This is a genomic window from Ornithinimicrobium carbonis (assembly GCF_977012275.1).
This window is the reverse complement of record NZ_OZ348993.1, coordinates 3,127,944-3,151,302: the sequence shown is the minus strand read 5'-3', so window position 1 is coordinate 3,151,302 and position 23,359 is coordinate 3,127,944. Positions and strand designations below refer to the sequence as shown.

Below are 23,359 nucleotides of genomic sequence, written 5' to 3'. Positions count from 1 at the left end.
GACGGAGGAGACTGACGTGGCAGCACGGTTCGAGGAGCTGGCCTGGGCGGCGACCCCGATCGGCGAGGTGAGCCTGCGGCGACGCCGCGAGCCGGTCACCGGGACGGACGTCCACGAGGTCAAGCTCGGCGAGGAGTTCCTCATGTCGAGCCTGTTCACGGTCGCCGAGGAGGAGCTCGCCCGGCTCGCGCTGGCCCGGCTCGCCGGGAACGGGCTGCGGGTGGTGGTGGGCGGTCTGGGCCTGGGCTACACCGCCCGCGCCGTCCTGGAGGACGCGCGCGTGAGCGAGCTCGTGGTGGTCGACGCCCTGGAGCCGGTCATCGCCTGGCACCGGAAGGGCCTGGTCCCGCTCGGTCCGGGGCTCACCGCCGACCCCCGCTGCCGGCTCGTCCACGGCGACTTCTTCGCGATGGCCGCCGGGGACGGGTTCGACCCCGACGGCGGGGCGGACGGCTGGGACGCGGTCCTCGTCGACATCGACCACTCGCCCCGCCACCTGCTGGCCGAGGGGAGCACCGGCTTCTACGGAGCTGCCGGCACGAGGAAGCTGGCGGCGCACCTGCGGCCCGGCGGCGTCTACGCCCTGTGGTCCAACGACCCGCCGGAGGAGGACTACCTCTCCGTCCTGCGGGCGGTCCTCACCGACGTGTCCGCCGAGGGGGTGGAGTTCCCCAACCCGCTGCAGGAGCGCACCGCCACCAACACGGTGTACCTCGCGACGCGGCCCCGGTAGACGCCGGCAGGGGCTCGGGGCGACCTGGCTGCCCTTGCGGGGGCCGCCCCCGCGGGTGGACGCTGTGAGGGTGAACCTGCGCCGGCTGTGGTGCCGCGTGATCGGCCACCACTGGCAGCGGTACGCCGAGCACGCGGAGCCCGGCGCGCCGCCCCTCGTCCGCTGCCGCCGGTGCGGCTACGTCTCCTCGGCCGCCGCCGAGCGCGCCAGGATGAACGACCTCCTGGGGGGCGGGGCGCACGTCGACCCCTAGCCCCGGCCGTGGTCCGGGAGCCGGCCTCACCCCACCGTCGATCCGCACGGCGGTGCCCTGCGACCTGCCGGCCCTGCAGCGGGTCTTCAGGGCGGCCGCGCTGTCCAACGCGGGCGACCTGCCCCTCCTGCGGGCGCACCCGGAGCTCCTCGCGTTCGCCGGGGCGGGCGTGGCCGGAGGTCGGACCCGCGTGGCCATGCCCGCCGCCGGCGACGGGCGGATCGTCGGCTTCGCCACGGTGGTTGCCGACCCGCTCGACGGGCTGGAGCTGGAGGACCTCTTCGTGGACCCCGCCTGGCACCGCCGGGGCATCGCCCGGGCGCTGGTGCTGGACGCCGTCGCCACCGCCCGGAAGGCCGGCCACCGGCGGCTCGGGGTCGACGGCAACCCCCATGCTCTCGGCTTCTACCGCGCCGTGGGCTTCATCGAGGTCGAGCAGCTCGCCGACGGTGCTGGGGCAGGCATGCGCCTGATGCTCGATCTGGACGGAACCGGCTGAGCAGGCAGCTGGGCGGGGAGGACGACCGGCGGGGAGACGGTGCGCCGCGCAGGAGCGGGCGGCGTCTCACGGCGCCAGCTCCTCCCGGCTGCCGTCCGCGGCCGGCGGGTGGTCCAGGTCCTGGGAGAGCCGACCGGCGCCCGCCGGGGCCTGCGCGGCCCGGGCCGTCCGGGCGGCCTGCGCCGTCCGGGCCGTCCTGGCCGCCCGTCGCCGACGGCGCCCGTCGAGCCGCCGGGTGGAGCGTGGGCCGGCGGCCGGAGGTCGTCCGCGCAGGTTGTCGAGCAGACGCGCCAGCACCGCCACGACAGGGACCGCGAGGAAGGCGCCGAGGATGCCCATGAGGATCGTGCCGGCAGCCACGGCCAGGATGATCACGAGCGGGTGCAACGAGATGATCTGACCCTGGATGAAGGGCTCGAGGACGTTGCCCTCGAGCTGCTGGACCAGCAGGACGACGCCCAGCACGAGGAGGGCCACGAGCGGCCCCCGGTCGGCCAGCGCCACGACCACGGCGACCGAGCCGGAGACGACACCTCCGACGATCGGGACCAGCCCGCCGACGAAGACCAGCACGCTCAGGGGCAGGACGAGAGGAACCCCCAGCGCCCACAGCCCCAGACCGATGAAGACGGCGTCCACGAGGGCCACGAGCAGCTGCGCCCGGAAGAACGCGCCGATCGTCCAGAAGGACTCTGCGGCCATCCCGTCGACCCGCGCCTGGTGACGCTGCGGAACCAGGTCCAGGACGGCAGCCCACAGGCCGCGGCCGTCCTTGAAGAAGAAGAACAGCACCACGAGCATGAGGACCAGTCCGGTCGCGAAGCCCCCGACGGCCTCGGCGGCACCCAGTCCCGTGGTCAGCGCCTCGCCGCTGGCCAGGGCGGTGCCGGCCCGGGCCACCAGGTCGGCGACGCTGTCGACGTCGCCGGGCAGGGCCGCCCAGTCGACGTCGCGCTCCAGCTGGTCCACACCCTCGACCACCGAGTCCACGATCGCGGGCAGCTGGGCGACCAGGGCCAGCGTGATGAAGGCCGCAGCGCCGGCCGCCCCCGCGAGGAGCAGCAGGAGGATGAGCAGCGCGACCACCGCGTTCGGCACGCGCGTCCTGCGCAGCCGCCCGGCCAGCGGGTCGAGCAGGGCGGCGGGGAAGAGCGCGAGCACGACCGGCGTGAGGACCAGGCTCACCTGGCTGGCGACGTAGACCAGGGCGACGAGGACGACGCCGACCCCGATCGCCGTCCACACGCGGACCCCGCACACGACGGCGCGGGACCCTTCCTGGGGCATGGGACCAGTATCCTCCTGGCCGGGTCCGGTGCGCAGGAACGACCCTGGAGATCCCTCACACACCCAGGTGTCGGGGGTCGTGGACCGGCGCCGGTCGGTGCCCTCTGCCGGCAGGTGGCACGATGGGCCCCATGGTTCGTCGACTGAGGTCCCCGCTGCCCGACCAGCTCGTCGCCGACATCGACCGCGCCGGCTACCTGCCCGCGGTGGTCCACGACGTCGTGCTCACGGCGGTCGGCCGGGACCAGGTCGTCAGCCACCTGGTCCACGCCGAGACGACCTTCGACGAGCAGGCCGTGCGCAACCACCTCACGGTCCTCGTCCTCACGGACCGGCGGCTGGTCATCGCCCACGCCGACGACCACGAGGGGCCCGAGCGGCAGCGGATGGCGACCGCCACCAGCGAGACGGTGCCGCTGCGCGCCGTGCGCGGGGTGATGCTCACCCACGTGGTCGCCGACCCGGAGGCCTACGACGGGTCCCTCGACGGCCGGGCGCTCACCCTGACGCTCGGCTGGGGGGCCGTCTCCCGGCTGGACCTGCTGCCGGCCCTGTGCGAGGACCCCCAGTGCGAGGGCGACCACGGGTACGAGGGCACCGTCTCCTCCGACGACATCTCCCTGCGGGTCGCGGCCGACGCCGACGGCGTCGAGCAGCTCGAGCACGCCCTGGCCTTCGCCCAGGAGCTGTCGGCCCGCCTCGGCCGGTGAGCACGCCCGGCACCGCGCCGGCACCGCGCCCGGCCGCCGTCGACGCGGCCCGGGCGCTCTACCGGCCGCCCGCGCCCGGCGAGGGCCTGGCCTCGGTCCTGCCCGCCGCCCTGGTGGCGCTGGGGGTGGACCTTCCCTCCGGCACACCCGTCCCGACGTGGTCGTTGCCGGCCGCCCGCCACGTCGTCGTCGTCCTCGTGGACGGTCTCGGGAGCCGGCAGCTGGCGCGGCGCAGCGGCCACGCGCCATTCCTGCGGTCGATGACGCCTGCCGACCGGGACGCCCGGTGCGGCTTCCCGTCGACGACCGCCACCAGCCTCACCAGCCTGGGGACGGGGCTGCCGCCCGGGGGCCACGGCATCGTGGGCTGGCAGACCGTGCTGCCGGACGGCCGGCTGTTCAACCACCTGGGCTGGCGCGACGGCCCGGACCCGCTGGAGCACCAGCCCGCCCCGACCCTCCTGCAGCACGCCGAGGACGCCGGGGTGTCGGTGACGACGGTCTCGCGCCCGCTCTTCGAGAACTCCGGCTTCACCCGGGTGGCGCTGCGCGGCGGCGGGTACGTCGGGACCGAGGACCCGGGCGAGCGGGCCGCCGGCGTCCTGGGCGCCCTCGCCGGCGCAGGCCGCTCCGGACGGAGCCTGGTCTACGCCTACTGGGACGAGGTCGACAAGGCCGGGCACGTGCACGGACCCGGGTCGATGGAGTGGGGCGAGGCGCTCGAGGGCGTGGACGCCTTCGTCCGCGAGCTCGCCGCGGGGGCACCACGGGGCACCGTGGTGGTCCTCACATCCGACCACGGCATGGTGGACGCCCCGCACGAGCACCGTCGCGACCTGGCCGACGACGCGGTCCTGGCCGCCGGGGTCCGGGTGCTGGCCGGGGAGCCCCGCGCGCCCCAGGCCTGGTGCGAACCGGGCGCGGTGGGACAGGTGGTGGCCACGTGGACGCGGGAGCTGGGCGACTCGGCCCTGGTCCTGACCCGGCAGGAGGCCGTGGAGGCGGGCTGGTTCGGTCCCGTGCGGCCGGGCTACGAGGAGCGGGTCGGCGAGGTGGTGGCGGCGATGCTGGACGCCACCACGGTCCTCGACTCCCGCCTGCTGCGCCCCCAGGTGCTGGCGCTGCGCGGGCACCACGGGTCGGTGACGGACGCCGAGACGGCCGTCCCGCTGCTCGTGCACGAGGTATGACGTCGCGCAGCGCGGCGGACGGCACCGGCGGGGGACCGGTCTCACGCACCCGGCCGGCCGCGCGCCCTGCCCCTCGTAGACTGCCCCGGTGGCCGAACTCGTCTTCTTCACCGGGACCATGGACTGCGGGAAGTCGACCCTCGCGCTGCAGATGGACCACACGCACGCCTCGCGGGGGCGGGCCGGGCTGCTCTTCACCCAGCACGACCGGTCGGGGGAGGCGGTGCTGTCCTCACGCCTGGGCCTGACCAAGCCGGCCCTGGAGGTCGAGGACGACCTGGACCTGTGGGAGCTGGTCGTCGACCAGGTCACGGCCGGGCGCCGGGTGGACTACCTCGTCTGCGACGAGGCCCAGTTCTACACGCCGGCCCAGGTCGAGCAGCTGGCCCGGCTCGTGGACGAGATGGGCATCGACGTCTTCGCCTTCGGGATCACCTCCGACTTTCGCACCGAGCTGTTCCCGGGGTCCCGACGCCTCATCGAGCTGGCCGACCGCACCGAGCAGCTGCAGGTGCGGGCGCTGTGCTGGTGCGGCAAGGCGGCCACGGTGAACGCCCGGGTCGTCGACGGCGTCATGGTGGTGGAGGGTGAGCAGGTCGTCGTCGGCGACGTCACCGGCGGCGAGGCCCAGGTGCCGACGGTGGAGTACGAGATGCTGTGCCGACGGCACTACATGCGGCGGATGAACTCCTCGGCCGCGCGCGCCCAGGCGCTGTCGCCGGACGTGCTGCCCTTCGACCTCGACCTGTGCGCGCTGCCGGGGGTGCCCGACGAGCGGCCGGACGCGGATCGAGGTTGAGGGGCAGCCCCACCGTCCGACTTGGAGGGTGTGGGCGTGGGCCGGTCAGCGCTTGCGGTCGGCCGCGCCGAACATGATGTCGTCCCAGCTGGGGACGCTGGGGCGTCCCTTGGCCCGGCGCCGGGTCGCCTCGCCCGCGGACCCGGCGTCCTTCCCCTCCCCGGCGGGCGCCTCCTCGGCCGTTCCGCGCGGCACCACGACGGGGCCGTCGGCGACGTCGTCGGGAACGTCCGGGACGTCGGCCGCGGGTCCGTCGTCGGCGACGGGTCCGTTCCCGGCGTCCGCCTCCCGCAGGCCCTCGCCGTGCTCGTCGCTCCCGTCGGCCACGTCCTGCGCCGGGCCGTCGGGTTGCTGCTCCACCTCGACGTCCTCGACGTCCTCGACGTCCACCCTGTCGTCCCCGACGTCCACCCTGTCGTCCCCGACGTCCACCCTGTCGTCCTCGACGTCCACCATGTCGTCCCCGACGTCCGTCCCGTCGTCCTCCACGAGGTCCACGACGTCGTCGTCGACGGGGTCACCCTCGTCGTCGGTGCCGAAGAACTCCTCGAAGCTGACCTCCTGGGGGTCCCCGCGGCGGGCGTAGGCGAGGTCGGGCTGGTCCTCGACCACGTCCTCCTCCGGCTCGCCGACCGGGGTGGGCAGCTTGGGGATGCGCAGCCGACGGCGCTCCTTGCGCGGGCCGGACCGGCCCGCGGGAGGCCGGCCAGCGGGCGCCCGGTCCTGCGCTCCCTCGTCCGGCACCGCGCCGGCCCCCTCGTCCGTCGGCCTCTCGCCCTCCGGTGCGGCGGCCGGCTCCCCGGCCGCCGCCTCCTCGGGCGGGTGCACCGGCGACGGCGCCTCCGGGGCCGAGCCGCGCGGGTGGGCCGCCGGAGGGTCCCCCATGGTCTCGGGGTCGAAGCGCAGGTCCTCCAGCGGCAGCACCTCCTCCGGCATGGTCTGCTGGCCCGGGACGTGCGCGGCGTCGCCCTCGGCCGTCTCCGGCCGGCGGGTGCGCCGGCCGCGCCGCTGCCGACGCTCGCGCATCGTGGCCATGAGGTCGGCCGTCTCGTCCTCGGCGTGGCTGGACCCCAGCAGCGGGTTGCCGGCCAGACCGCCGGGCAGGGCCTGCTCGTCCTCGCTGAGCCAGCGCGCCTCGTCGTCCAGGGCCTCGATCGAGCGGTCGGGCACCGCGTAGTGCCACACGGCCCGTCGCTCGCGCCCGCCCGCCAGGAAGGTCACCCGGACCGTCCACGGCCCCTGCGTCCCGGTGCGCGCGGCGTCCCAGCCCACGTCCTGCGGCTGCACGCCGCGTGCCTGGAGCCGCTCACGCACCCGGCGCTCGAGGGTGTGCGACCCGTCGGTCCGGCCCGCGGCTCGCACGTGGGCGGCCTTGGCGAGGCCGACGACGTGCTCGCGCTCGGCCAGCACCGGTCCCTCGAAGCGGCGCACGCGCTCCAGCTCCCACCCGGTCCCGGAGGCGACCTCCTCGGCCGTCTGGCCCGCCCGGATCATCGCCTGCACCTCGCGAGGCGTGGCCGACGCCGACCGACCGTGGTCGGGCGAGGGGGCGTGCGGGCGGGCGCGGAGGGCGGCCCGGAGCCGGTCGTCGACGGTCACGACGTAGTGGGTCTGGTCCTCGCCCACGAGGACCAGACGTCCCCCCTCGTCGAGGTCCTTGAACTGCAGCTGCTGCATGGTTCACCACTGTGCCATCCCGCGGCCACCCCGACCGGCAGGGCACGCCGCCGGGCCGCGGCGGGAGGGGCCCCGGCGGATACGCTGTGGGCGTCATGCTGACCGCTCCCGCCGACCTCCGGCTCGCCCTCGACCTCGTCGGGATCTTCGCGTTCGCGATCTCCGGCGGGCTCGTGGGCGTGCGGGCACGGCTGGACCTGTTCGGCGTGGCCGTGCTGGCCTGGGCCACCGGGCTGGGTGGCGGCATCCTGCGCGACCTGCTGCTGGGGGACGTCCCTCCGGCCGGGATCAGCGAGCCGCGCTACATCATCACCGTCCTGCTGGCCGGGCTCGCCGTCGTCGCCGCCTACCCGGTCGTGGTGGACCTGGGGCGCCGCCGCCCCCGGCTGCGCCTCGGCGTCATCGGCGAGGCGGTCAAGTACCTCGACGCCGTCGGCCTGGCGGTCTTCTCCGTCGCCGGCGCGCTCAAGGCGCTCATCCTGGGTGCTCCGCCGCTGGCCTGCATCGTCGTCGGCGTGCTGACCGCCGTCGGCGGCGGGGCGATCCGCGACGTGCTCGTCGGGCAGGTCCCCGAGGTCCTGCGCCGCGAGGTGTATGCCGTGCCCGCCCTGCTCGGCGCGACCACGGTGGTCGCCGCCAACCAGCTGGAGGTGCTGACCGTGCCCGTCGTCTGGGCCGCGGTCGCGCTCGTCCTGGGCATCCGCATCGCGGCGATCATCTACGACCTGCAGGTGCCGACCAGACTGGCCCTGCCGACGGTGCGCCGGGGCCGGGACGAGCGGCCCCCGCGTCCGCACGGACCCGGGGACGGCTCCCGCCCCGACACCCGCCCCGACCGCTCCGACCGCTCCGAACGCCGGGCCCGGGCCGCGCCCGCGGACGACTCCGCCCGGTCCGCCCCCGAAGACCCCGCCCCACCCACCGAGGAGAGCCACCGATGAGCCAGCCCACCGCCGACCCGTCCGACCCCGGCCGGACCACCCCCGACGGCCCGCAACCGGTCACCCCCGGTGGCGGGCCGGTCGGCCCCACCGCCGGGGACCCTGCGGCCGACGCGCCCTCGGGCGGGACCACGCAGGCCGAGGACGAGGTCGTGGCCGAGCTCGAGGAGAGCCTGGCCGAGGCCGAGGGGCACGACCTGTTCCCCTACCAGGCGGTCGTGCTGACCTCCTTCGGCGGGCCGGAGGCCCCCGAGGAGGTGATGCCCTTCCTGCGCCGGGTCACCGGTGGGCGGGGGATCCCCGACGAGCGGCTGGCCGAGGTCGCCGAGCACTACCTGCACTTCGGGGGGCGCAGCCCCATCAACGACCAGAACCGCGCCCTGGTCACGGCGCTCTCCGAGGAGCTGCAGCGACGCGGCCTGACGCTGCCGGTGCTCCTCGGCAACCGCAACTCCGAGCCCTTCCTCACCGACACGGTGCGCGAGGCGCACGAGGAGGGGATGACGCGGCTGCTCTCGATCACCACGAGCGCCTACTCCTGCTACTCCTCCTGCCGGCAGTACCGCGAGGACATCGCCGCCGCGGTCGACGAGCTGGCCGCCGAGGGACGCACGGTCGACGTCGACAAGATCCGCCAGTACTGGAACCACCCGGGCTTCTCGGGCGCCAACGCCCGCATCGTCACCGAGGGTGCCCGCCAGGTCCTAGAGCGCACGGGCACCGCACCGCACCTGGTGTTCGTCACCCACTCGCTGCCCATCGCGATGGACGAGACCTCCGGCCCGGGCGACGAGGAGGGGCACCTCTACTCGCGCCAGCACCTCGAGCTCGCCGCCGGCATCGCCCTGGAGGCCTCGGCCACGCTGGGCACCGAGCTGGAGCACGACCTCACCTACTGCTCCCGGTCGGGCCCGCCCACGCAGCCGTGGCTGGAGCCGGACGTCAACGACCACCTGCGCGAGCTGGCAGGACGCGGTGTGCGGCACGTCGTGCTCGCCCCGATCGGGTTCGTCTCCGACCACATGGAGGTCGTCTTCGACCTGGACACCGAGGCGGTCGAGACCGCCGAGGAGCTGGGTCTGGACCTGCTGCGCGTGCCGACGGTGGGCACCGACGCCGAGTTCGTCTCGGGGCTGGTCGACCTTGCCCTGGAGCGCGCGGCCGAGGCGCGGGGCGCACAACCGGTCCGGCCGACCTGGCCGGGGGAGCGGCCCCGGCCCTCGACCTGCCTGCCGGGGTGCTGCCCGAACCTGCGGGTCGACCGGCGCGCCGCCTGTGGGTCGGACTGACGTGCCGGGACGCCGCGACGCCGGGTCGAGGCCGTGGCCGCTCGACCCGCTGGACCCGCTGTCGGTCGACGAGGAGCTCCGGGCCTCCCTGGAGGACCTCGCGGTGCAGGTCGCGGTCGAGGCCGGGCGGCTGGTCCGGGACGGGCGCCCCGCTGCCGTGGACGTGCACCGGACCAAGTCGACCGACCTGGACGTGGTCACCCTCATGGACACCCGCAGCGAGACGCTCGTGCGCGAGAGGCTGGACGCCGCCCGCCCGGACGACGGCGTGCTCGGCGAGGAGGAGGGCGTCACCGGGGGCAGCTCGGGGCTGACCTGGGTGGTCGACCCCATCGACGGCACCGTCAACTACCTCTACGACCTGCCCGCGTATGCCGTCTCGCTCGCCGTGGTGCTCGGCGACCCGACCCGGCCGGGGGCGTGGAGCCCGGTCGCCGGGGCGGTCGTGGCGCCGCGCACCGGCGAGGTCTTCTCCGCCCGGGCGGGCGGAGGGGCCCGGGTGCGCGGGGCCGACGGCGAGGGGGAGCCGGTGCGGCTGCGGGTCGGCGACGCGCAGGACCTCGCCGGGGTCCTGCTGGCCACCGGCTTCGCCTACGACCGCGAGGTGCGGGTGGGACAGGCACGGGTCGTGGCGGACCTGCTGCCGCGCGTGCGGGACGTGCGCCGGATGGGTGCCGCCGCGCTGGACCTGTGCCACGTCGCGGCCGGGCGGGTGGATGCCTACTACGAGGTCGGCACGCACGCCTGGGACGTCGCGGCCGGGATGCTGCTCGTCACCGAGGCCGGCGGCGTGGTCTCCGGCCTGGGTGCGCAGGACCCCCCGTCGGAGGCCATGGTGGTGGCCGGCGGCCCGGCCGCGCACGCCACCGTGCGGGCCGAGGTGGAACGGCTCCTCGCCGGCCGCTGACCGGTGGCGCGGGGACGTGTTGGCGAGGACGCCTCCGATGAGGCACAATCCGCCCGACACACGCACGTGACGGTCCAGCGCCGTCGTCGGGCACAAATCCGGCGGCCAGTGCGTTCTGCACCGCTGACGACGCATTTCCGCAGGACCCGAGGAGGACGAGGATGGCGACCGACTACGACGCCCCCCGCAAGAACGACGACGAGCTGAACGAGGACTCGCTCGAGGAGCTCAAGGCTCGCCGCAACGACAAGTCCTCGGGCAGCGTCGACGTCGACGAGACCGAGCAGGCCGAGGGCTTCGAGCTCCCGGGCGCCGACCTGTCCAACGAGGAGCTGTCGGTGCACGTGCTGCCCCGGCAGCAGGACGAGTTCACGTGCTCCAAGTGCTTCCTGGTGCACCACCGCAGCCAGCTGGCCAAGGAGGTCGGCGGACTTCCGGTCTGCACCGAGTGCGCGGCCTGATCCCGGCCGGCCCCGCCGGCTCCCGGTCGGGCGCCCGCCCGCGTCCCGAGCACCTCGACGCCTCGGCCACCCCGGTGGCCGGGGCGTACCCTCGAGGACGATGATCACCTCGTCAGACACCCCCGCCGTCCGGGTGCTCCTGCGTCGACTCGACGAGGGGCTGCCCGTGCCCGCCGCGGCCCGTGCCGACGACGCCGGGGTCGACCTGCACGCCCGGCAGGAGCTGACGCTGGCCCCGGGGGAGCGGGCGCTGGTCCCCACCGGGGTGGCACTGGCCATCCCGGCCGGCTACGCGGGCTTCGTCCACCCCCGGTCCGGCCTGGCGGCCAGGCACGGGATCACCGTGGTCAACGCCCCCGGCACCGTGGACGCCGGCTACCGGGGCGAGATCCTCGTCAACCTGCTCAACACGGACGTGACGACGGCCTTCACGGTCGAGCGGGGCGACCGGATCGCCCAGCTGGTCGTCCAGCCCGTCGTCCGCCCGGACTTCGAGCTCGTCGACGAGCTGCCCGCGTCCCAGCGGGGCGAGGGTGGGCACGGGCACACCGGGACGCGGGACGCGCCCCGGAGCGCGCCCACCTCATACCCCGTCCCTCCCACCGACCCGAAGGACTGACCCGCCCGTGGCACTGTTTGGCAAGAAGCGCGAACGCCTCTCCGACGAGGACCTCCTCGCCGAGGACGAGGTCGTGGAGAGCTCGGTGCGCCCAGAGCCGGCCGACGGTGAGCCGGGCGTGGACCGCGACTGGGACCGGCCCTCCGACGGTCCCTACGACATCACCGAGTGGACCGCCCTGGACGGTCGCCTCGACCTGGGTGCCCTGCGCCTGCCCGCCCAGGCGGGGATGCAGATGCGCCTGGACCTGGAGCAGGGCTCCGGTCGGGTGGTGGGCGCCACGCTGACGTTCGGCGCCTCCCAGGTGCAGCTGCAGGTCTTCGCCGCCCCGCGCACGAGCGGCCTGTGGGACGAGCTGCGGCCCGACATCGCGCGGGGGATCGTCGAGGCCGGCGGGGCCGCCGAGACCGCCGACGGGGTGCTGGGCAAGGAGCTGCGGGCCCGGATGCCCGGTCGTGCCCCCGACGGCCGGGTGGCCTTCCAGCCCGCGCGCTTTCTCGGCGTGGACGGACCGCGGTGGTTCCTGCGCGTGGTGGTCAACGGGCCGGCTGCCGCCGACGACGCCCAGCTGCAGCCGATCCTGGCGTTCGTGCGCAAGGTCGTCGTGCGCCGCGGCGAGGAGCCGCGCCCTCCGCGCGAGGTGCTGGAGCTGACCGCCCCGGCGGGGCTGCTGGAGGCCGCGGCCAAGCAGGCGCAGGCCCGCAAGGAGGCCGCCCAGAAGGTCGCCGCCGCCCGGGCCGCCTCCCAGACCCAGGTGCTGCGCACCGCCGACGCCACCCGGGTCACCGGCATCAGCGCCGGGCCCGGTGCCCCCGGTGCCGGCAGTGCCCCGGCCACGCCGTCGCCGGGCGTCGCGCCCGGTCGGGCGGCCCCCGCGGCGGCCCCGGCCACCGCACCCTCGACCACGCCCCCGACCACGCCCCCCACCGGCCAGGGCGGTCGGCACCGGTCGCCCTCCCCGTCCGGCGACCAGGAGCAGACCGAGGCGCCCAAGGCCCCGAGCAACCCCGACTTCCGATGACCTCGCCGGACGTCGAGGCCACCGTCGAGCAGGTGATCCGGCAGCGGATCGGCGACGCCCTCGGCGGCTGGTACGGGTCGCTGGAGACGGCGCTGCCCACGGTGGCCTTCGTCGTCACCTGGCTGGTCGTGGACCAGGTGCGGACCGCGGTGTGGGCCGCGGCGGCGGTGCTGCTGCTCCTGGGCGGCATCCGGCTCATGGTCGGCGGCTCGTGGCGGTTCCTGGCCTCGGCGGTCCTGGCCACGGCACTGGCCGCGTTCTTCGCGCTGCGCTCCGGCCAGGCCGAGGACGCCTTCCTGCCGGGGATCGTGCTCAGCGGCGTCTACCTCGTGGCCGCGGTGGCCTCGATCCTGCTGCGCTGGCCCCTGGTCGGTTTCATCGTGGGCATCGGCGACCCCGACTACGCCCAGGACCCGACGGCCTGGCGGCGCGACCGCGGGCTGGTACGGGTGGCCTCGCGGCTGACCTGGGTCCTGGTGGCGCTCTTCGCGGTCCGGGTGGCCGTCATGCTGCCCCTGTACCTGGCAGGGGAGGTCGCCCTCCTCGGCGTGGCCAAGATCGCCCTGGGATGGCCCGCCTACCTGCTGGCGATCGTGCTCATGGGGTGGCTGCTGGCCACCGGCCGCACCCCGCAGGCCGACGACGGCGCCGGAGCTCCCGCGACCCCGGGCGCGCTCCCGTGACGGGGGACCACCCCCCGGGCGTGGCGGTGGGGGACGTCGTCGTCGTCGACGTGGGCGCCGTCGCGCACGGGGGCCACTGCGTGGCCCGCCACGAGGGACAGGTCCTCTTCGTGCGGCACACGCTGCCGGGGGAGCGGGTCCGGGCGCGGGTGACCGGCCTGGGCCCGAAGGGCCGGTTCGCCCACGCCGAGGCCGTGGAGGTCCTGCAGGCCTCCCCGCACCGCGTGCAACCCCCGTGCCCGTACGCCGGGCCGGGCCGCTGCGGCGGCTGCGACCTGCAGCACGTCGACCTCGCCGAGCAGCGCCGCCTCAAGGCCACGGTCGTGCGCGAGCAGCTGGCCCGGCTCGGCGGCATCGAGGACGTCGACGTCGTGTGCCACCCGCTCCCCGGTGACGAGGACGGTCTGCGCTGGCGCACCCGGGTCGAGTTCGCCGTCGGCACGGACGGGGTCGGCCTGCGGCGGCACCGCTCCCACGAGGTGCTCCCGCTGCAGGACTGCCTGATCGCCTCCGCCGACGTCGTCGGGACCGGGGTGCTCGCCGGGGACGCGCCCCGCGGCGTCAGCGCGCTGGACGTGGTCGCCCCGTCCCTCGGCGACCCGGTCGTGGTGCCCCTGACCGGCGGGACCGTCGGCGTCGACGGGCAGGCCGCGGGACGGTCGGGGGGACGCCCGGGCCGGGGGAGGGGCGGACGGGGGCGACGCGCACCCCATACCCCCGCACGACCCGCGGGACCGGTGCCCACGGTGCAGGAGCAGGTGGGACCGGACCGGTACTCCCTGTCGGCCCGCGGCTTCTGGCAGGTGCATCCCGGCGCCGCTCCCACGTTCGTGGCGCAGGTGCTGACCTGGCTGAACCCGCAGGAGGGGGAGAGCGCGCTGGACCTGTACGCCGGCGTCGGGCTGTTCGCCCGGCCGCTGGCCGCCCGGGTCGGTCCGCGCGGGTGGGTGCTCGCGGTCGAGGCCGACCGCGGGGCGGCGGAGTCGGCGACCGGCAACCTGGGCGACCGTCCCTGGGCGAGCGTGCTGGCCTCCCCGGCCGAGCGGGCGGTCACCGACCTGGTCGCCGCGGAGGAGCGGGCCGACCTCGTCGTGCTGGACCCGCCCCGGACCGGGGCGGGCGCGCCGGTGGTCCGCGGCATCGCCGCGCTGCGCCCGCGCGCCGTGGTCTACGTGGCCTGCGACCCGGCGGCCCTGGCCCGCGACCTGCGCACCGCGGCCGAGGAGGGTCTGGAGCTCGTCGACCTGGTGGCCTACGACGCCTTCCCGATGACCCACCACGTCGAGACCCTGGCGCTGCTGCGGCCACGGCCCGCCGAGGGGGTCCGCCCCCTCTGAGGGGTGCGGCCCGCCTGACGGGCGTCGACGGCATGCGGCAGGATGGGGGGCGGACGGTGGGCGTGTCGAGGGTTGCCCGCGCCACGGCCCGTGAGATATCTTGACGTCAAGATAAATAGCCGCCGAGCGAAGGAGCGAGACGTTGAGCACGAACCCGAACAGCTTCGGTGCCAAGGGCACCCTCGAGGTCGGTGACCAGAGCTACGAGATCTTCCGCATCGGCGGGCTCGAGGGCGCCGAGTCGCTGCCCTACTCCCTGAAGGTGCTGCTGGAGAACCTCCTGCGTACCGAGGACGGCAAGAACATCACCGCCGACCACGTCGACGCCCTCGCCGGCTGGGACCAGGACGCCGAGCCCGACACCGAGATCCAGTACACCCCGGCCCGCGTCATCATGCAGGACTTCACCGGCGTGCCCTGCATCGTCGACCTGGCGACCATGCGCGAGGCGATGGGCGACCTGGGTGGCGACCCGACCAAGATCAACCCGCTGGCGCCGGCCGAGCTGGTCATCGACCACTCCGTCATCATCGACGTCTTCGGACGCTCGGACGCCTTCGAGCGCAACGTCGAGATCGAGTACGAGCGCAACGGCGAGCGCTACCAGTTCCTGCGGTGGGGCCAGACGGCGTTCGAGGACTTCAAGGTCGTGCCCCCGGGCACCGGCATCGTGCACCAGGTCAACATCGAGCACCTGGCCAGCGTCACCATGACCCGTGAGGTCGACGGCGTCCTGCAGGCCTACCCCGACACCTGCGTGGGCACGGACTCCCACACCACGATGGTCAACGGCCTGGGCGTGCTGGGCTGGGGCGTCGGCGGCATCGAGGCCGAGGCCGCCATGCTCGGTCAGCCGGTTTCCATGCTCATCCCGCGCGTGGTGGGCTTCAAGCTGTCCGGCTCGATCCCCGCCGGCGCGACCGCGACCGACGTCGTGCTGACGATCACCGAGATGCTGCGCGAGCACGGCGTCGTGGGCAAGTTCGTCGAGTTCTACGGCGACGGTGTCGCGGCCGTGCCGCTGGCCAACCGCGCCACCATCGGCAACATGAGCCCCGAGTTCGGCTCCACCTGCGCGATCTTCCCGATCGACGAGGTCACCCTGGAGTACCTGCGCCTGACCGGTCGACCGGACGAGCAGGTCGCCCTCGTGGAGGCCTACGCCAAGGAGCAGGGGATGTGGCACGACCCCAGCGGCAACGTCGAGGCGCGCTACAGCGAGTACCTCGAGCTGGACCTGTCGACGGTGGTCCCCTCCATCGCCGGCCCCAAGCGTCCCCAGGACCGGATCGCGCTGTCGGAGTCCAAGAAGCAGTTCCGCGCGGACCTGAAGAACTACGTGGTCAACGGCAACGGGATCGACAAGAGCTCGGTCGACGAGGAGCTCGCCGACAGCTTCCCTGCCTCCGACGCCCCCTCGCACGACGCGCACGAGCAGTCCGAGGCGGCCGGCCGTCCGGAGCACTCCGCCCTGCTCAACGGCGACCGGGCGAGCAGCCCGATGTCGGTGAGTATCGACGGCGAGCAGGTGACGGTCGACCACGGTCACGTGGCCATCGCCTCGATCACCTCCTGCACCAACACCTCCAACCCCTCGGTGATGATGGCCTCGGCCATGCTCGCCAAGAACGCCGTCGAGAAGGGGCTCACGGTGCCGCCGTGGGTCAAGACCTCGATGGCGCCGGGGTCCAAGGTGGTCACCGGCTACTTCGACAAGGCCGGCATGTGGCCCTACCTGGAGGCGCTGGGCTTCCACCTGGTCGGTTACGGCTGCACGACCTGCATCGGCAACTCCGGCCCGATCATCGACGAGGTGTCCGAGGCGGTCAACGAGAACGACCTGGCGGTCGTCTCGGTGCTTTCCGGCAACCGCAACTTCGAGGGCCGGATCAACCCGGACGTGAAGATGAACTACCTGGCCTCCCCGCCGCTGGTCGTCGCCTACGCCCTGGCCGGGACGATGGACTTCGACTTCGAGAACGAGCCCCTCGGCCAGGACGAGGAGGGCGAGGACGTCTTCCTGCGCGACATCTGGCCGGCCCCGGAGGACGTCGAGCGGACGATCGCCTCCTCGATCAGCCGGGACATGTTCACCGAGGACTACGCCGACGTCTTCGCCGGCGACGAGCGGTGGCGGTCCCTGTCCACGCCCGAGGGCGACACGTTCGCCTGGGACGACGGGTCCACCTACGTGCGCAAGCCCCCGTACTTCGAGGGGATGCAGGCGGAGCCGGCACCGGTGGAGGACATCTCCGGGGCCCGGGTCCTGGCCAAGCTGGGCGACTCGGTCACCACCGACCACATCAGCCCGGCCGGCGCGATCAAGGCCGACAGCCCCGCGGGCAAGTACCTCGCCGAGCACGGCATCGAGCGCAAGGACTTCAACTCCTACGGCTCGCGCCGCGGCAACCACGAGGTGATGATCCGCGGCACCTTCGCCAACATCCGGCTGCGCAACGAGCTGCTGGACGGCGTGGAGGGTGGCTTCACCCGGGACTTCACCGCCGGTGGTGAGCAGACGACCATCTACGACGCGGCCCAGAACTACGCCGCCGACGGGACGCCGCTGGTCATCCTCGCGGGCAAGGAGTACGGCTCCGGCTCCAGCCGCGACTGGGCCGCCAAGGGCACCCGCCTGCTGGGCGTCAAGGCCGTCGTCGCCGAGTCCTACGAGCGGATCCACCGGTCCAACCTCATCGGCATGGGCGTCCTCCCGCTGCAGTTCCCGGCCGGTCAGAACGCCGACTCGCTCGGCCTGGACGGGACGGAGACGTTCGCGATCAGCGGGGTCACCGCGCTCAACGAGGGCACCGTGCCGCGGACGGTCAACGTCTCCGCCGAGAAGGAGAGCGGCGAGACGGTGGAGTTCGAGGCCGTCCTGCGCATCGACACCCCCGGCGAGGCGGACTACTACCGCAACGACGGGATCCTGCAGTACGTGCTGCGCTCCCTGGTGGGCAGCAGCGCCTGAGGTTCGCGGCCGACGGTCCCGGAGGGGTCGTCCGCACGAACGCCCGACGCCCCCGTCGACCATCCGGTCGGCGGGGGCGTCGGGCGTGCGCGGTGGACAGAGGCACGGCCATGGCCTAGACTAGGTGACACGTCACGCATTGAGGAGCAGTCATGACCGACGCCACCAGCACGCACGCCCGCCCCGACCGTCTCGCCGCCGACACCGCCATGGGTCCGGTGACCCTGGACGTGGCCGACCTGGAAGGGATGACCGCGTTCTACCGCGACGCCGTCACCCTGCAGGTGGTCGCCGAGGACGGCCCCGTGGTCACGATGGGCCGCGGCACCACCCCGGTCGTCGTGCTCCGGCACCGGCCCGGGCTCAAGCACGCCGCCCCCGGGTCGGCCGGACTGTTCCACACCGCCATCCTGTTCCCGACCCAGGCCGGCCTGGCCGCGGCGGTCGCCTCGATGGCCGCGGCGCGCGCGCCCTACACCGGCAGCGCCGACCATCTCGTCAGCAAGGCCTTCTACTTCGACGACCCTGAGGGCAACGGCATCGAGCTGTACTGGGACCGCGACCGCACGCAGTGGAGCTGGGTGCACGGTCGCGTCGAGATGGACAACCGCTTCCTGGACGCCGACAGCTTCCTCCGCGAGCACCTGACCCCCGAGGGGCTGGAGCGCCCGGACGCGGGCGAGGCCGTCGTGGGCCACGTGCACCTGTCCGTCGGCGACGTGCGCACCGCCCGGGACTTCTACGTCGACACGCTCGGTTTCGACACCACCCTGGAGTGGGGCGGAGCCGCCCTGTTCGTCAGCGCCGGGGGGTACCACCACCACATGGCGATGAACGTGTGGAACAGCCGGGGCGCCGGACGTCGCTTCCCCACCCTGGGGCTGGGCCAGGTGGACATCGAGCTGCCCACCGCCGACGACGTCGGCGCGCTCACCGAGCGGATGCGCCACCACGGCGTCCAGACCGCCGACGACGGGCGCACGGTGAGCTTCGAGGACCCGTGGGCCAACCGCCTGCACGTGCGGGTCGCCGGAGCCTGAGCGCGCCCGGCCATGCCTGACCACGGCCACGAGATCCGGCTGGGGATCTTTCCGACCCCGGCCGCCGCCGAGCCCTACCGTGCCGTCGAGCTGGGCGTCCTGGCCGACACGGCGGGCATCGACCTGGTCACCGTCCAGGACCACCCCTACCAGGCGGCGCACCTGGACAGCTGGACGCTGCTGTCCTGGATCGCCGCGCGGACCACCCGGGTCCGCCTGGGGCTGAACGTCGCCAACCTGCCGCTGCGGCCGCCCGTCGTGCTGGCCCGATCGGTGGCCACGCTGGACCTGCTCTCGGGAGGTCGTGCCGACCTCGGCCTGGGTGCCGGCGCGTTCTGGGACGCGATCGTGGCCGCCGGCGGTCCCCGCCGGAGTGCGGGGGAGTCCGTGGACGCGCTCGTGGAGGCGGTCGACGTGGTCCGGCAGGTCTGGAGCGGGCAGGGTCCGGTGCGCGTGGACGGCCAGCACTACCGGGTCGAGGGCCTGCACGCCGGCCCCGTCCCGGGCGGCGACCCGGCCCTGTGGATCGGCGCCTACGGGCCGCGGATGCTGAGGGTGACCGGCCGGCTCGCCGACGGATGGCTGCCGAGCATGGGCTACCTGCCGCCGGAGAAGCTGGGGGAGGCCGGCGCCAGGATCGACCGGGCGGCCACGGACGCCGGCCGGGCGCCGCAGGACGTCGTCCGCCTCTACAACGTCCACGGCCGCTTCGGCCGCGGGTCGGGGATGCTGCAGGGAGGTCCCGGGGACTGGGCCGAGCAGCTGGCCGGGCTGGCGCTGGAGCACGGCATGTCCACCTTCGTGCTGGCCACCGACGACCCCGTCGCCGTCCAGACCTTCGGCCAGGAGGTGGGTCCCGCCCTGCGCGAGCTGGTCCTGGCCGGACGGTCCAGCCACGTCCCTGCGGGTCGTGCCGGCCCCGGCGGCTCCTCGGGCGAGGTGGTCGGCGGCGGCGCGGGCACCCCGGCCTCCGGGGTGACGACAGCACCGGCGGGCATCGTCCCCACCCCGGACGACGGGACCCGGCTCACCGGCGAGCTTGCCTGGGACGAGGACGCCCGCCCCAGCGCGCCCGCACCCGAGGGGGCGCCGACGTCATACCCCTCCGGGAGGCTGGCCCTGCCCCAGCACCTCATCGACATCCACGACCACCTGCGGACCGAGCTGTCCTCGGTGCGGGACGTCGTCGACCAGGTCCGGCGCGGCCACCTGCAGGTGGGGCAGGCCCGGTCGGTCATCAACACGATGGCGATGCGGCAGAACAACTGGACCCTGGGGGCGTTCTGCGAGTCCTACTGCCGGATCGTCACGGGTCACCACACCCTGGAGGACCGGTCGGTCTTCCCGCACCTGCGTCGCCGCGAACCGACCCTGGCACCGGTGCTGGACCGGTTGGAGGAGGAGCACGAGGTGATCGCCGACGTGCTGGACCGGCTCGACCGCGCCCTGGTGGCGCTGGTGGAGGAGGAGGGGTACGGGCAGGCCGCGCGGAGCGCGCTGGACGAGCTGGGTCGCAGCGTCGACCTGCTCACCGACACCCTGCTGTCGCACCTGTCCTACGAGGAGCGCGAGCTGGTCGGGCCGTTGGCCCGGCACGGCTTCGGCTGAGGGGCGGGACACCTGGGACGGTCCGCCCGCCGGGGCGCAGCCCTGCGCGCGGACGCCACGGACGTCGGGGAGAGTCGTACACTTGTTCGTATGACGAGCGGACCTCCTGGCTGGCCCGACCGGGTGCCCCCGGCCGGGGTGCCCGGCTGGGAGGAGGCGGCGGTGTCCTGGCTGCTCGACCAGTGCCCGGCCGACTACCGCGCCTACCAGGCCTGGCGGCGCCATCCGACGGCGCTGGCCTGGGTGGCCACCCGGCACCTGGACGCCCAGCTGGCGGCGATGCGCGGCGCCTGGCGGGACGTGCGCCCCGAGCTGGGACCCGTCCTGCCACCGGGGACGCTCGGTGACGTGCTGGAGTCGCTGGCCCGGGAGGGCCTGCGGCTGCGGGCGGCACACCGGGCGGCGGGACTGCTGCTGGAGGCGCTGCGGCTGCGCGCCCCGATGCGCTGAGCCGCGGGCGCCGCCGCCGTGCCACGATGGACCATGGCCAAGGACCGCACCCCCCGACTGGACCGCAAGATCTACGAGGCCGAGCTGCTTCGCCTGCAGGGCGAGCTTGTCCAGATGCAGGAGTGGGTCCGCGAGACCGGGCAGCGGGTGGTCGTCGTCTTCGAGGGGCGGGACGCGGCCGGCAAGGGCGGGGCGATCAAGCGGGTCACCGAGTACCTCTCACCGCGCCAGGCGCAGATCGTGGCACTGCCGACCCCCACCGAGCGGCAGACGACGCAGTGGTACTTCCAGCGCTACGTCGAGCACCTTCCGGCCGCGGGGGAGATCCGCCTCTTCGACCGGTCCTGGTACAACCGGGCGGGCGTGGAGCGGGTGATGGGCTACTGCACCCCGGAGGAGCACCGCCGCTTCCTGCAGCAGTGCCCGATCTTCGAACGGATGCTCGTCGACGACGGCGTCCTGCTGCGCAAGTACTGGTTCTCGGTCAGCGACGCCGAGCAGGAGCGGCGCTTCCAGTCCCGCCTCGCGGACCCGATGCGCCGGTGGAAGCTGTCGGGCACCGACCTGGAGAGCCTGACCCGGTGGGAGGACTACAGCCGGGCCAAGGACGAGATGTTCGTGCACACCGACATCCCCGAGGCCCGCTGGAACGTCGTCGAGAGCGACGACAAGCGCTCCGCCCGGATCAACATGATCGCCCACCTGCTCTCCTCGCTCCCGTGGCACCCCGTCGACCTGCCCACGCTGACGATGCCCGACCGGCCGGCCTCCACCGGCTACCAGCGCACCGAGCGGTCGCTGCAGCAGCAGGTCCCCGACCACGCGGCCGAGGTCGCCCACGCCCAGGGTCAGAAGCTCGTGCGGCGCTCCCGGGAGGACATGGACTGAGGGTCTCGGCGGACGGGACGCCGGGCGTCCAGCGCGCTCGCAGGCGCGGGACCGTACACTGGGGCGGCCCATCGCCGCCGACGCCGACCCACCGGAGGAGCACGCCCCGTGGCACTCATGCGGACCATCACCGGCCCCACCGCCCTGAAGCGACTGACCCCCCGGCAGGTGGAGGCCCTGGCCGCGGAGATCCGGCACTACCTGATCAGCTCGGTCTCGCGCACCGGCGGCCACCTGGGCCCCAACCTCGGGGTCGTGGAGCTGACGATCGCGCTGCACCGGGTCTTCGACTCGCCCCGCGACACCATCCTGTTCGACACGGGGCACATCTCCTACGTGCACAAGCTGCTCACCGGCCGGCACGACTTCTCCACGCTGCGCAAGCAGGGCGGGCTCTCGGGCTACCCCAGCCGGGCCGAGTCCGACCACGACGTCGTGGAGAACTCCCACGCCTCCACCTCGCTCTCGTGGGCCATCGGCATCGCCGCCGGGCGCAAGCTGCGGGGGGAGACCGACCGCCACACGGTCGCGGTGATCGGCGACGGCGCGCTGACCGGGGGCATGGTGTGGGAGGCGCTGAACAACATCGCCGAGCACCGCGACCTGCCGCTGATCATCGTCATCAACGACAACGAGCGCTCCTACGCCCAGACCCGCGGCGGCATGGCCGACTACCTGGCCTCGCTGCGCGCCACCCAGGAGTACGAGCACGTGCTGTCCTGGGGCAAGCGCCAGCTCAACCGGACGCCGCTGGTGGGCAAGCAGGTCTACGAGACCCTGCACGGGATGAAGAAGGGCCTCAAGGACATCGTCAGCCCCCAGGGCATGTTCGAGGACCTGGGGCTGAAGTACCTCGGCCCGGTCGACGGCCACGACGTGGAGGCGATGGAGACCGCGCTGCGGCGCGCCCACGACTTCGGCGGGGTGGTCCTGGTCCACGCGATCACCGAGAAGGGCCACGGCTACGACCCGGCCACCGCCGACGAGGCCGACCGGTTCCACGCCGTCGGGGTGATCAATCCCGAGACCGGCCTGCCGCTGGAGCTGTCCGGGCGCAGCTGGACCGACGAGTTCAGCGACGAGATGGTGCGCCTGGGCAGGGAGCGCGACGACATCGTCGCCCTCACCGCCTCGATGCTCATCCCGGTGGGTCTGCAGCCGTTCGCCGAGCGCTACCCCGACCGGGTCTTCGACGTCGGCATCGCCGAGCAGCACGCCGTGACGATGGCGGCCGGTCTCTCCTTCGCCGGGCTGCACCCGGTCGTCAGCGTCTACGCGACCTTCCTCAACCGGGCCTTCGACCAGCTCCTCATGGACTGCGCCCTGCACCGGCAGGGGGTCACCTTCGTGCTGGACCGGGCGGGCATCACCGGGACCGACGGGGCGAGCCACAACGGCATGTGGGACCTGACGCTGCTGGGCATGGTGCCCGGCGTCCGGGTGGCCGCGCCCCGGGACGGCCAGCAGGTGGGCCGGATGCTGCGCGAGGCGGTGGACGTCGAGGACGCCCCCACGGTGGTGCGCTTCCCCAAGGGGACGGTGGGGGCGCCGGTGGAGGCGGTGCGCCGCCACGGCCAGGTGGACGTGCTGCGCGACGTCGAGGTGGACGAGGGTGCCGAGGAGGTCCAGGAGGTCGACCTGCTGCTCGTGGGCGTGGGGGCGATGGCCACGACCGCGCTGGAGGTGGCCGACAAGCTGTTCGCCGAGGGCCGGTCGGTGCGCGTGGTCGATCCGCGGTGGGTGATCCCGGTGAGCGAGGACGTGCTCGACCTGGCCAGGCACGCCCGCTCGGTGGGTGTCATCGAGGACTCGCTGGTCGGTGGCGTCGCGGGACGGATCACCCAGGCGCTGGCCGCCGCCGGGGTGGACGTGCCGGTGCACTCCTACGGCATACCCCAGGAGTTCCTCGACCACGGGTCCCGGGGACAGGTGCTCGAGCGGGTGGGTCTGACGCCCGACGCGGTGGCCACGTCGTTGACGGCACGGCTGGCCTGAG

The 23,359-nt window shown here is 74.3% G+C and carries 22 protein-coding genes; 20 read left to right on the top strand and 2 right to left on the bottom strand.

What is annotated here, in order from left to right; translation table 11 throughout:
• Positions 1 to 16: 16 nt before the first annotated feature.
• The 3 genes from ACWHYA_RS14470 (at position 17) to ACWHYA_RS14460 (ending at position 1,485) form a co-directional block, all read left to right on the top strand.
• Entirely contained in the window at positions 17 to 733 is a 717-nt protein-coding gene (locus ACWHYA_RS14470) for a spermidine synthase (protein ID WP_425942761.1), read from the top strand.
• Between the two features lie 70 nt (positions 734 to 803).
• Entirely contained in the window at positions 804 to 986 is a 183-nt protein-coding gene (locus ACWHYA_RS14465; RefSeq protein WP_425942760.1) for a hypothetical protein, read from the top strand.
• Positions 987 to 1,038: 52 nt separating this feature from the next.
• On the top strand, positions 1,039 to 1,485 hold the full coding sequence (locus ACWHYA_RS14460; RefSeq protein WP_425942759.1) for a GNAT family N-acetyltransferase: 447 nt from the start codon (positions 1,039 to 1,041) through the stop codon (positions 1,483 to 1,485).
• 66 nt (positions 1,486 to 1,551) lie between these two features.
• Here ACWHYA_RS14460 and ACWHYA_RS14455 read toward each other — a convergent pair whose 3' ends face one another.
• A complete protein-coding gene (locus ACWHYA_RS14455) occupies positions 1,552 to 2,772 on the bottom strand; it encodes an AI-2E family transporter (protein WP_425942758.1) in 1,221 nt (406 codons plus the stop codon).
• A 131-nt stretch (positions 2,773 to 2,903) separates the two neighbouring features.
• Here ACWHYA_RS14455 and ACWHYA_RS14450 point away from each other — a divergent pair, with 131 nt between their 5' ends.
• The 3 genes from ACWHYA_RS14450 (at position 2,904) to ACWHYA_RS14440 (ending at position 5,471) form a co-directional block, all read left to right on the top strand.
• Positions 2,904 to 3,482: a DUF5998 family protein gene (locus ACWHYA_RS14450; RefSeq protein WP_425942757.1), complete on the top strand. Its 579-nt coding sequence runs from the start codon at positions 2,904 to 2,906 to the stop codon at positions 3,480 to 3,482.
• Positions 3,479 to 4,672, top strand: a complete 1,194-nt coding sequence (locus ACWHYA_RS14445) for an alkaline phosphatase family protein (protein WP_425942756.1) — start codon at positions 3,479 to 3,481, stop codon at positions 4,670 to 4,672. Before ACWHYA_RS14450 ends, ACWHYA_RS14445 begins: the two co-directional genes overlap by 4 nt.
• Positions 4,673 to 4,760: 88 nt before the next feature.
• A complete protein-coding gene (locus ACWHYA_RS14440; RefSeq protein WP_425942755.1) occupies positions 4,761 to 5,471 on the top strand; it encodes a thymidine kinase in 711 nt (236 codons plus the stop codon).
• A 45-nt stretch (positions 5,472 to 5,516) separates the two neighbouring features.
• Here ACWHYA_RS14440 and sepH read toward each other — a convergent pair whose 3' ends face one another.
• Positions 5,517 to 7,148, bottom strand: coding sequence for a septation protein SepH (gene sepH / locus ACWHYA_RS14435; RefSeq protein WP_425942754.1), 1,632 nt, complete (start codon positions 7,146 to 7,148; stop codon positions 5,517 to 5,519).
• A gap of 95 nt (positions 7,149 to 7,243) precedes the next feature.
• Here sepH and ACWHYA_RS14430 point away from each other — a divergent pair, with 95 nt between their 5' ends.
• From ACWHYA_RS14430 to dxs, 14 genes are all read left to right on the top strand, one after another.
• Entirely contained in the window at positions 7,244 to 8,089 is an 846-nt protein-coding gene (locus ACWHYA_RS14430; RefSeq protein WP_425942753.1) for a trimeric intracellular cation channel family protein, read from the top strand.
• Positions 8,086 to 9,378, top strand: a complete 1,293-nt coding sequence (locus ACWHYA_RS14425) for a ferrochelatase (protein WP_425942752.1) — start codon at positions 8,086 to 8,088, stop codon at positions 9,376 to 9,378. Before ACWHYA_RS14430 ends, ACWHYA_RS14425 begins: the two co-directional genes overlap by 4 nt.
• A 1-nt stretch (position 9,379) precedes the next feature.
• Entirely contained in the window at positions 9,380 to 10,285 is a 906-nt protein-coding gene (locus ACWHYA_RS14420) for an inositol monophosphatase family protein (RefSeq protein WP_425942751.1), read from the top strand.
• A gap of 161 nt (positions 10,286 to 10,446) precedes the next feature.
• Complete coding sequence (locus ACWHYA_RS14415; RefSeq protein ID WP_425942750.1) at positions 10,447 to 10,746, top strand: DUF4193 domain-containing protein; 300 nt, start codon at positions 10,447 to 10,449, stop codon at positions 10,744 to 10,746.
• 100 nt (positions 10,747 to 10,846) lie between these two features.
• Positions 10,847 to 11,365, top strand: a complete 519-nt coding sequence (dut, locus tag ACWHYA_RS14410; RefSeq protein WP_425942749.1) for a dUTP diphosphatase — start codon at positions 10,847 to 10,849, stop codon at positions 11,363 to 11,365.
• Between the two features lie 7 nt (positions 11,366 to 11,372).
• Positions 11,373 to 12,386: a DUF3710 domain-containing protein gene (locus tag ACWHYA_RS14405; protein WP_425942748.1), complete on the top strand. Its 1,014-nt coding sequence runs from the start codon at positions 11,373 to 11,375 to the stop codon at positions 12,384 to 12,386.
• Positions 12,383 to 13,069 (top strand): DUF3159 domain-containing protein, encoded by a 687-nt coding sequence (locus ACWHYA_RS14400; protein WP_425942747.1) that lies wholly within the window; start codon positions 12,383 to 12,385, stop codon positions 13,067 to 13,069. The genes ACWHYA_RS14405 and ACWHYA_RS14400 overlap by 4 nt, the downstream gene beginning before the upstream one ends.
• A gap of 20 nt (positions 13,070 to 13,089) precedes the next feature.
• A complete protein-coding gene (locus ACWHYA_RS14395; protein WP_431473768.1) occupies positions 13,090 to 14,406 on the top strand; it encodes a class I SAM-dependent RNA methyltransferase in 1,317 nt (438 codons plus the stop codon).
• Positions 14,407 to 14,548: 142 nt separating this feature from the next.
• Complete coding sequence (locus ACWHYA_RS14390; protein ID WP_425942745.1) at positions 14,549 to 17,377, top strand: aconitate hydratase; 2,829 nt, start codon at positions 14,549 to 14,551, stop codon at positions 17,375 to 17,377.
• Between the two features lie 152 nt (positions 17,378 to 17,529).
• Complete coding sequence (locus tag ACWHYA_RS14385) at positions 17,530 to 18,417, top strand: VOC family protein (protein ID WP_425942744.1); 888 nt, start codon at positions 17,530 to 17,532, stop codon at positions 18,415 to 18,417.
• 12 nt (positions 18,418 to 18,429) lie between these two features.
• A complete protein-coding gene (locus ACWHYA_RS14380) occupies positions 18,430 to 20,025 on the top strand; it encodes an LLM class flavin-dependent oxidoreductase (RefSeq protein ID WP_425942743.1) in 1,596 nt (531 codons plus the stop codon).
• A gap of 90 nt (positions 20,026 to 20,115) precedes the next feature.
• Positions 20,116 to 20,475, top strand: coding sequence for a hypothetical protein (locus tag ACWHYA_RS14375; protein WP_425942742.1), 360 nt, complete (start codon positions 20,116 to 20,118; stop codon positions 20,473 to 20,475).
• Positions 20,476 to 20,508: 33 nt separating this feature from the next.
• On the top strand, positions 20,509 to 21,363 hold the full coding sequence (ppk2, locus tag ACWHYA_RS14370; protein ID WP_425942741.1) for a polyphosphate kinase 2: 855 nt from the start codon (positions 20,509 to 20,511) through the stop codon (positions 21,361 to 21,363).
• A 108-nt stretch (positions 21,364 to 21,471) separates the two neighbouring features.
• Positions 21,472 to 23,358 (top strand): 1-deoxy-D-xylulose-5-phosphate synthase, encoded by a 1,887-nt coding sequence (dxs, locus tag ACWHYA_RS14365; protein ID WP_425942740.1) that lies wholly within the window; start codon positions 21,472 to 21,474, stop codon positions 23,356 to 23,358.
• Position 23,359 lies beyond the last annotated feature (1 nt).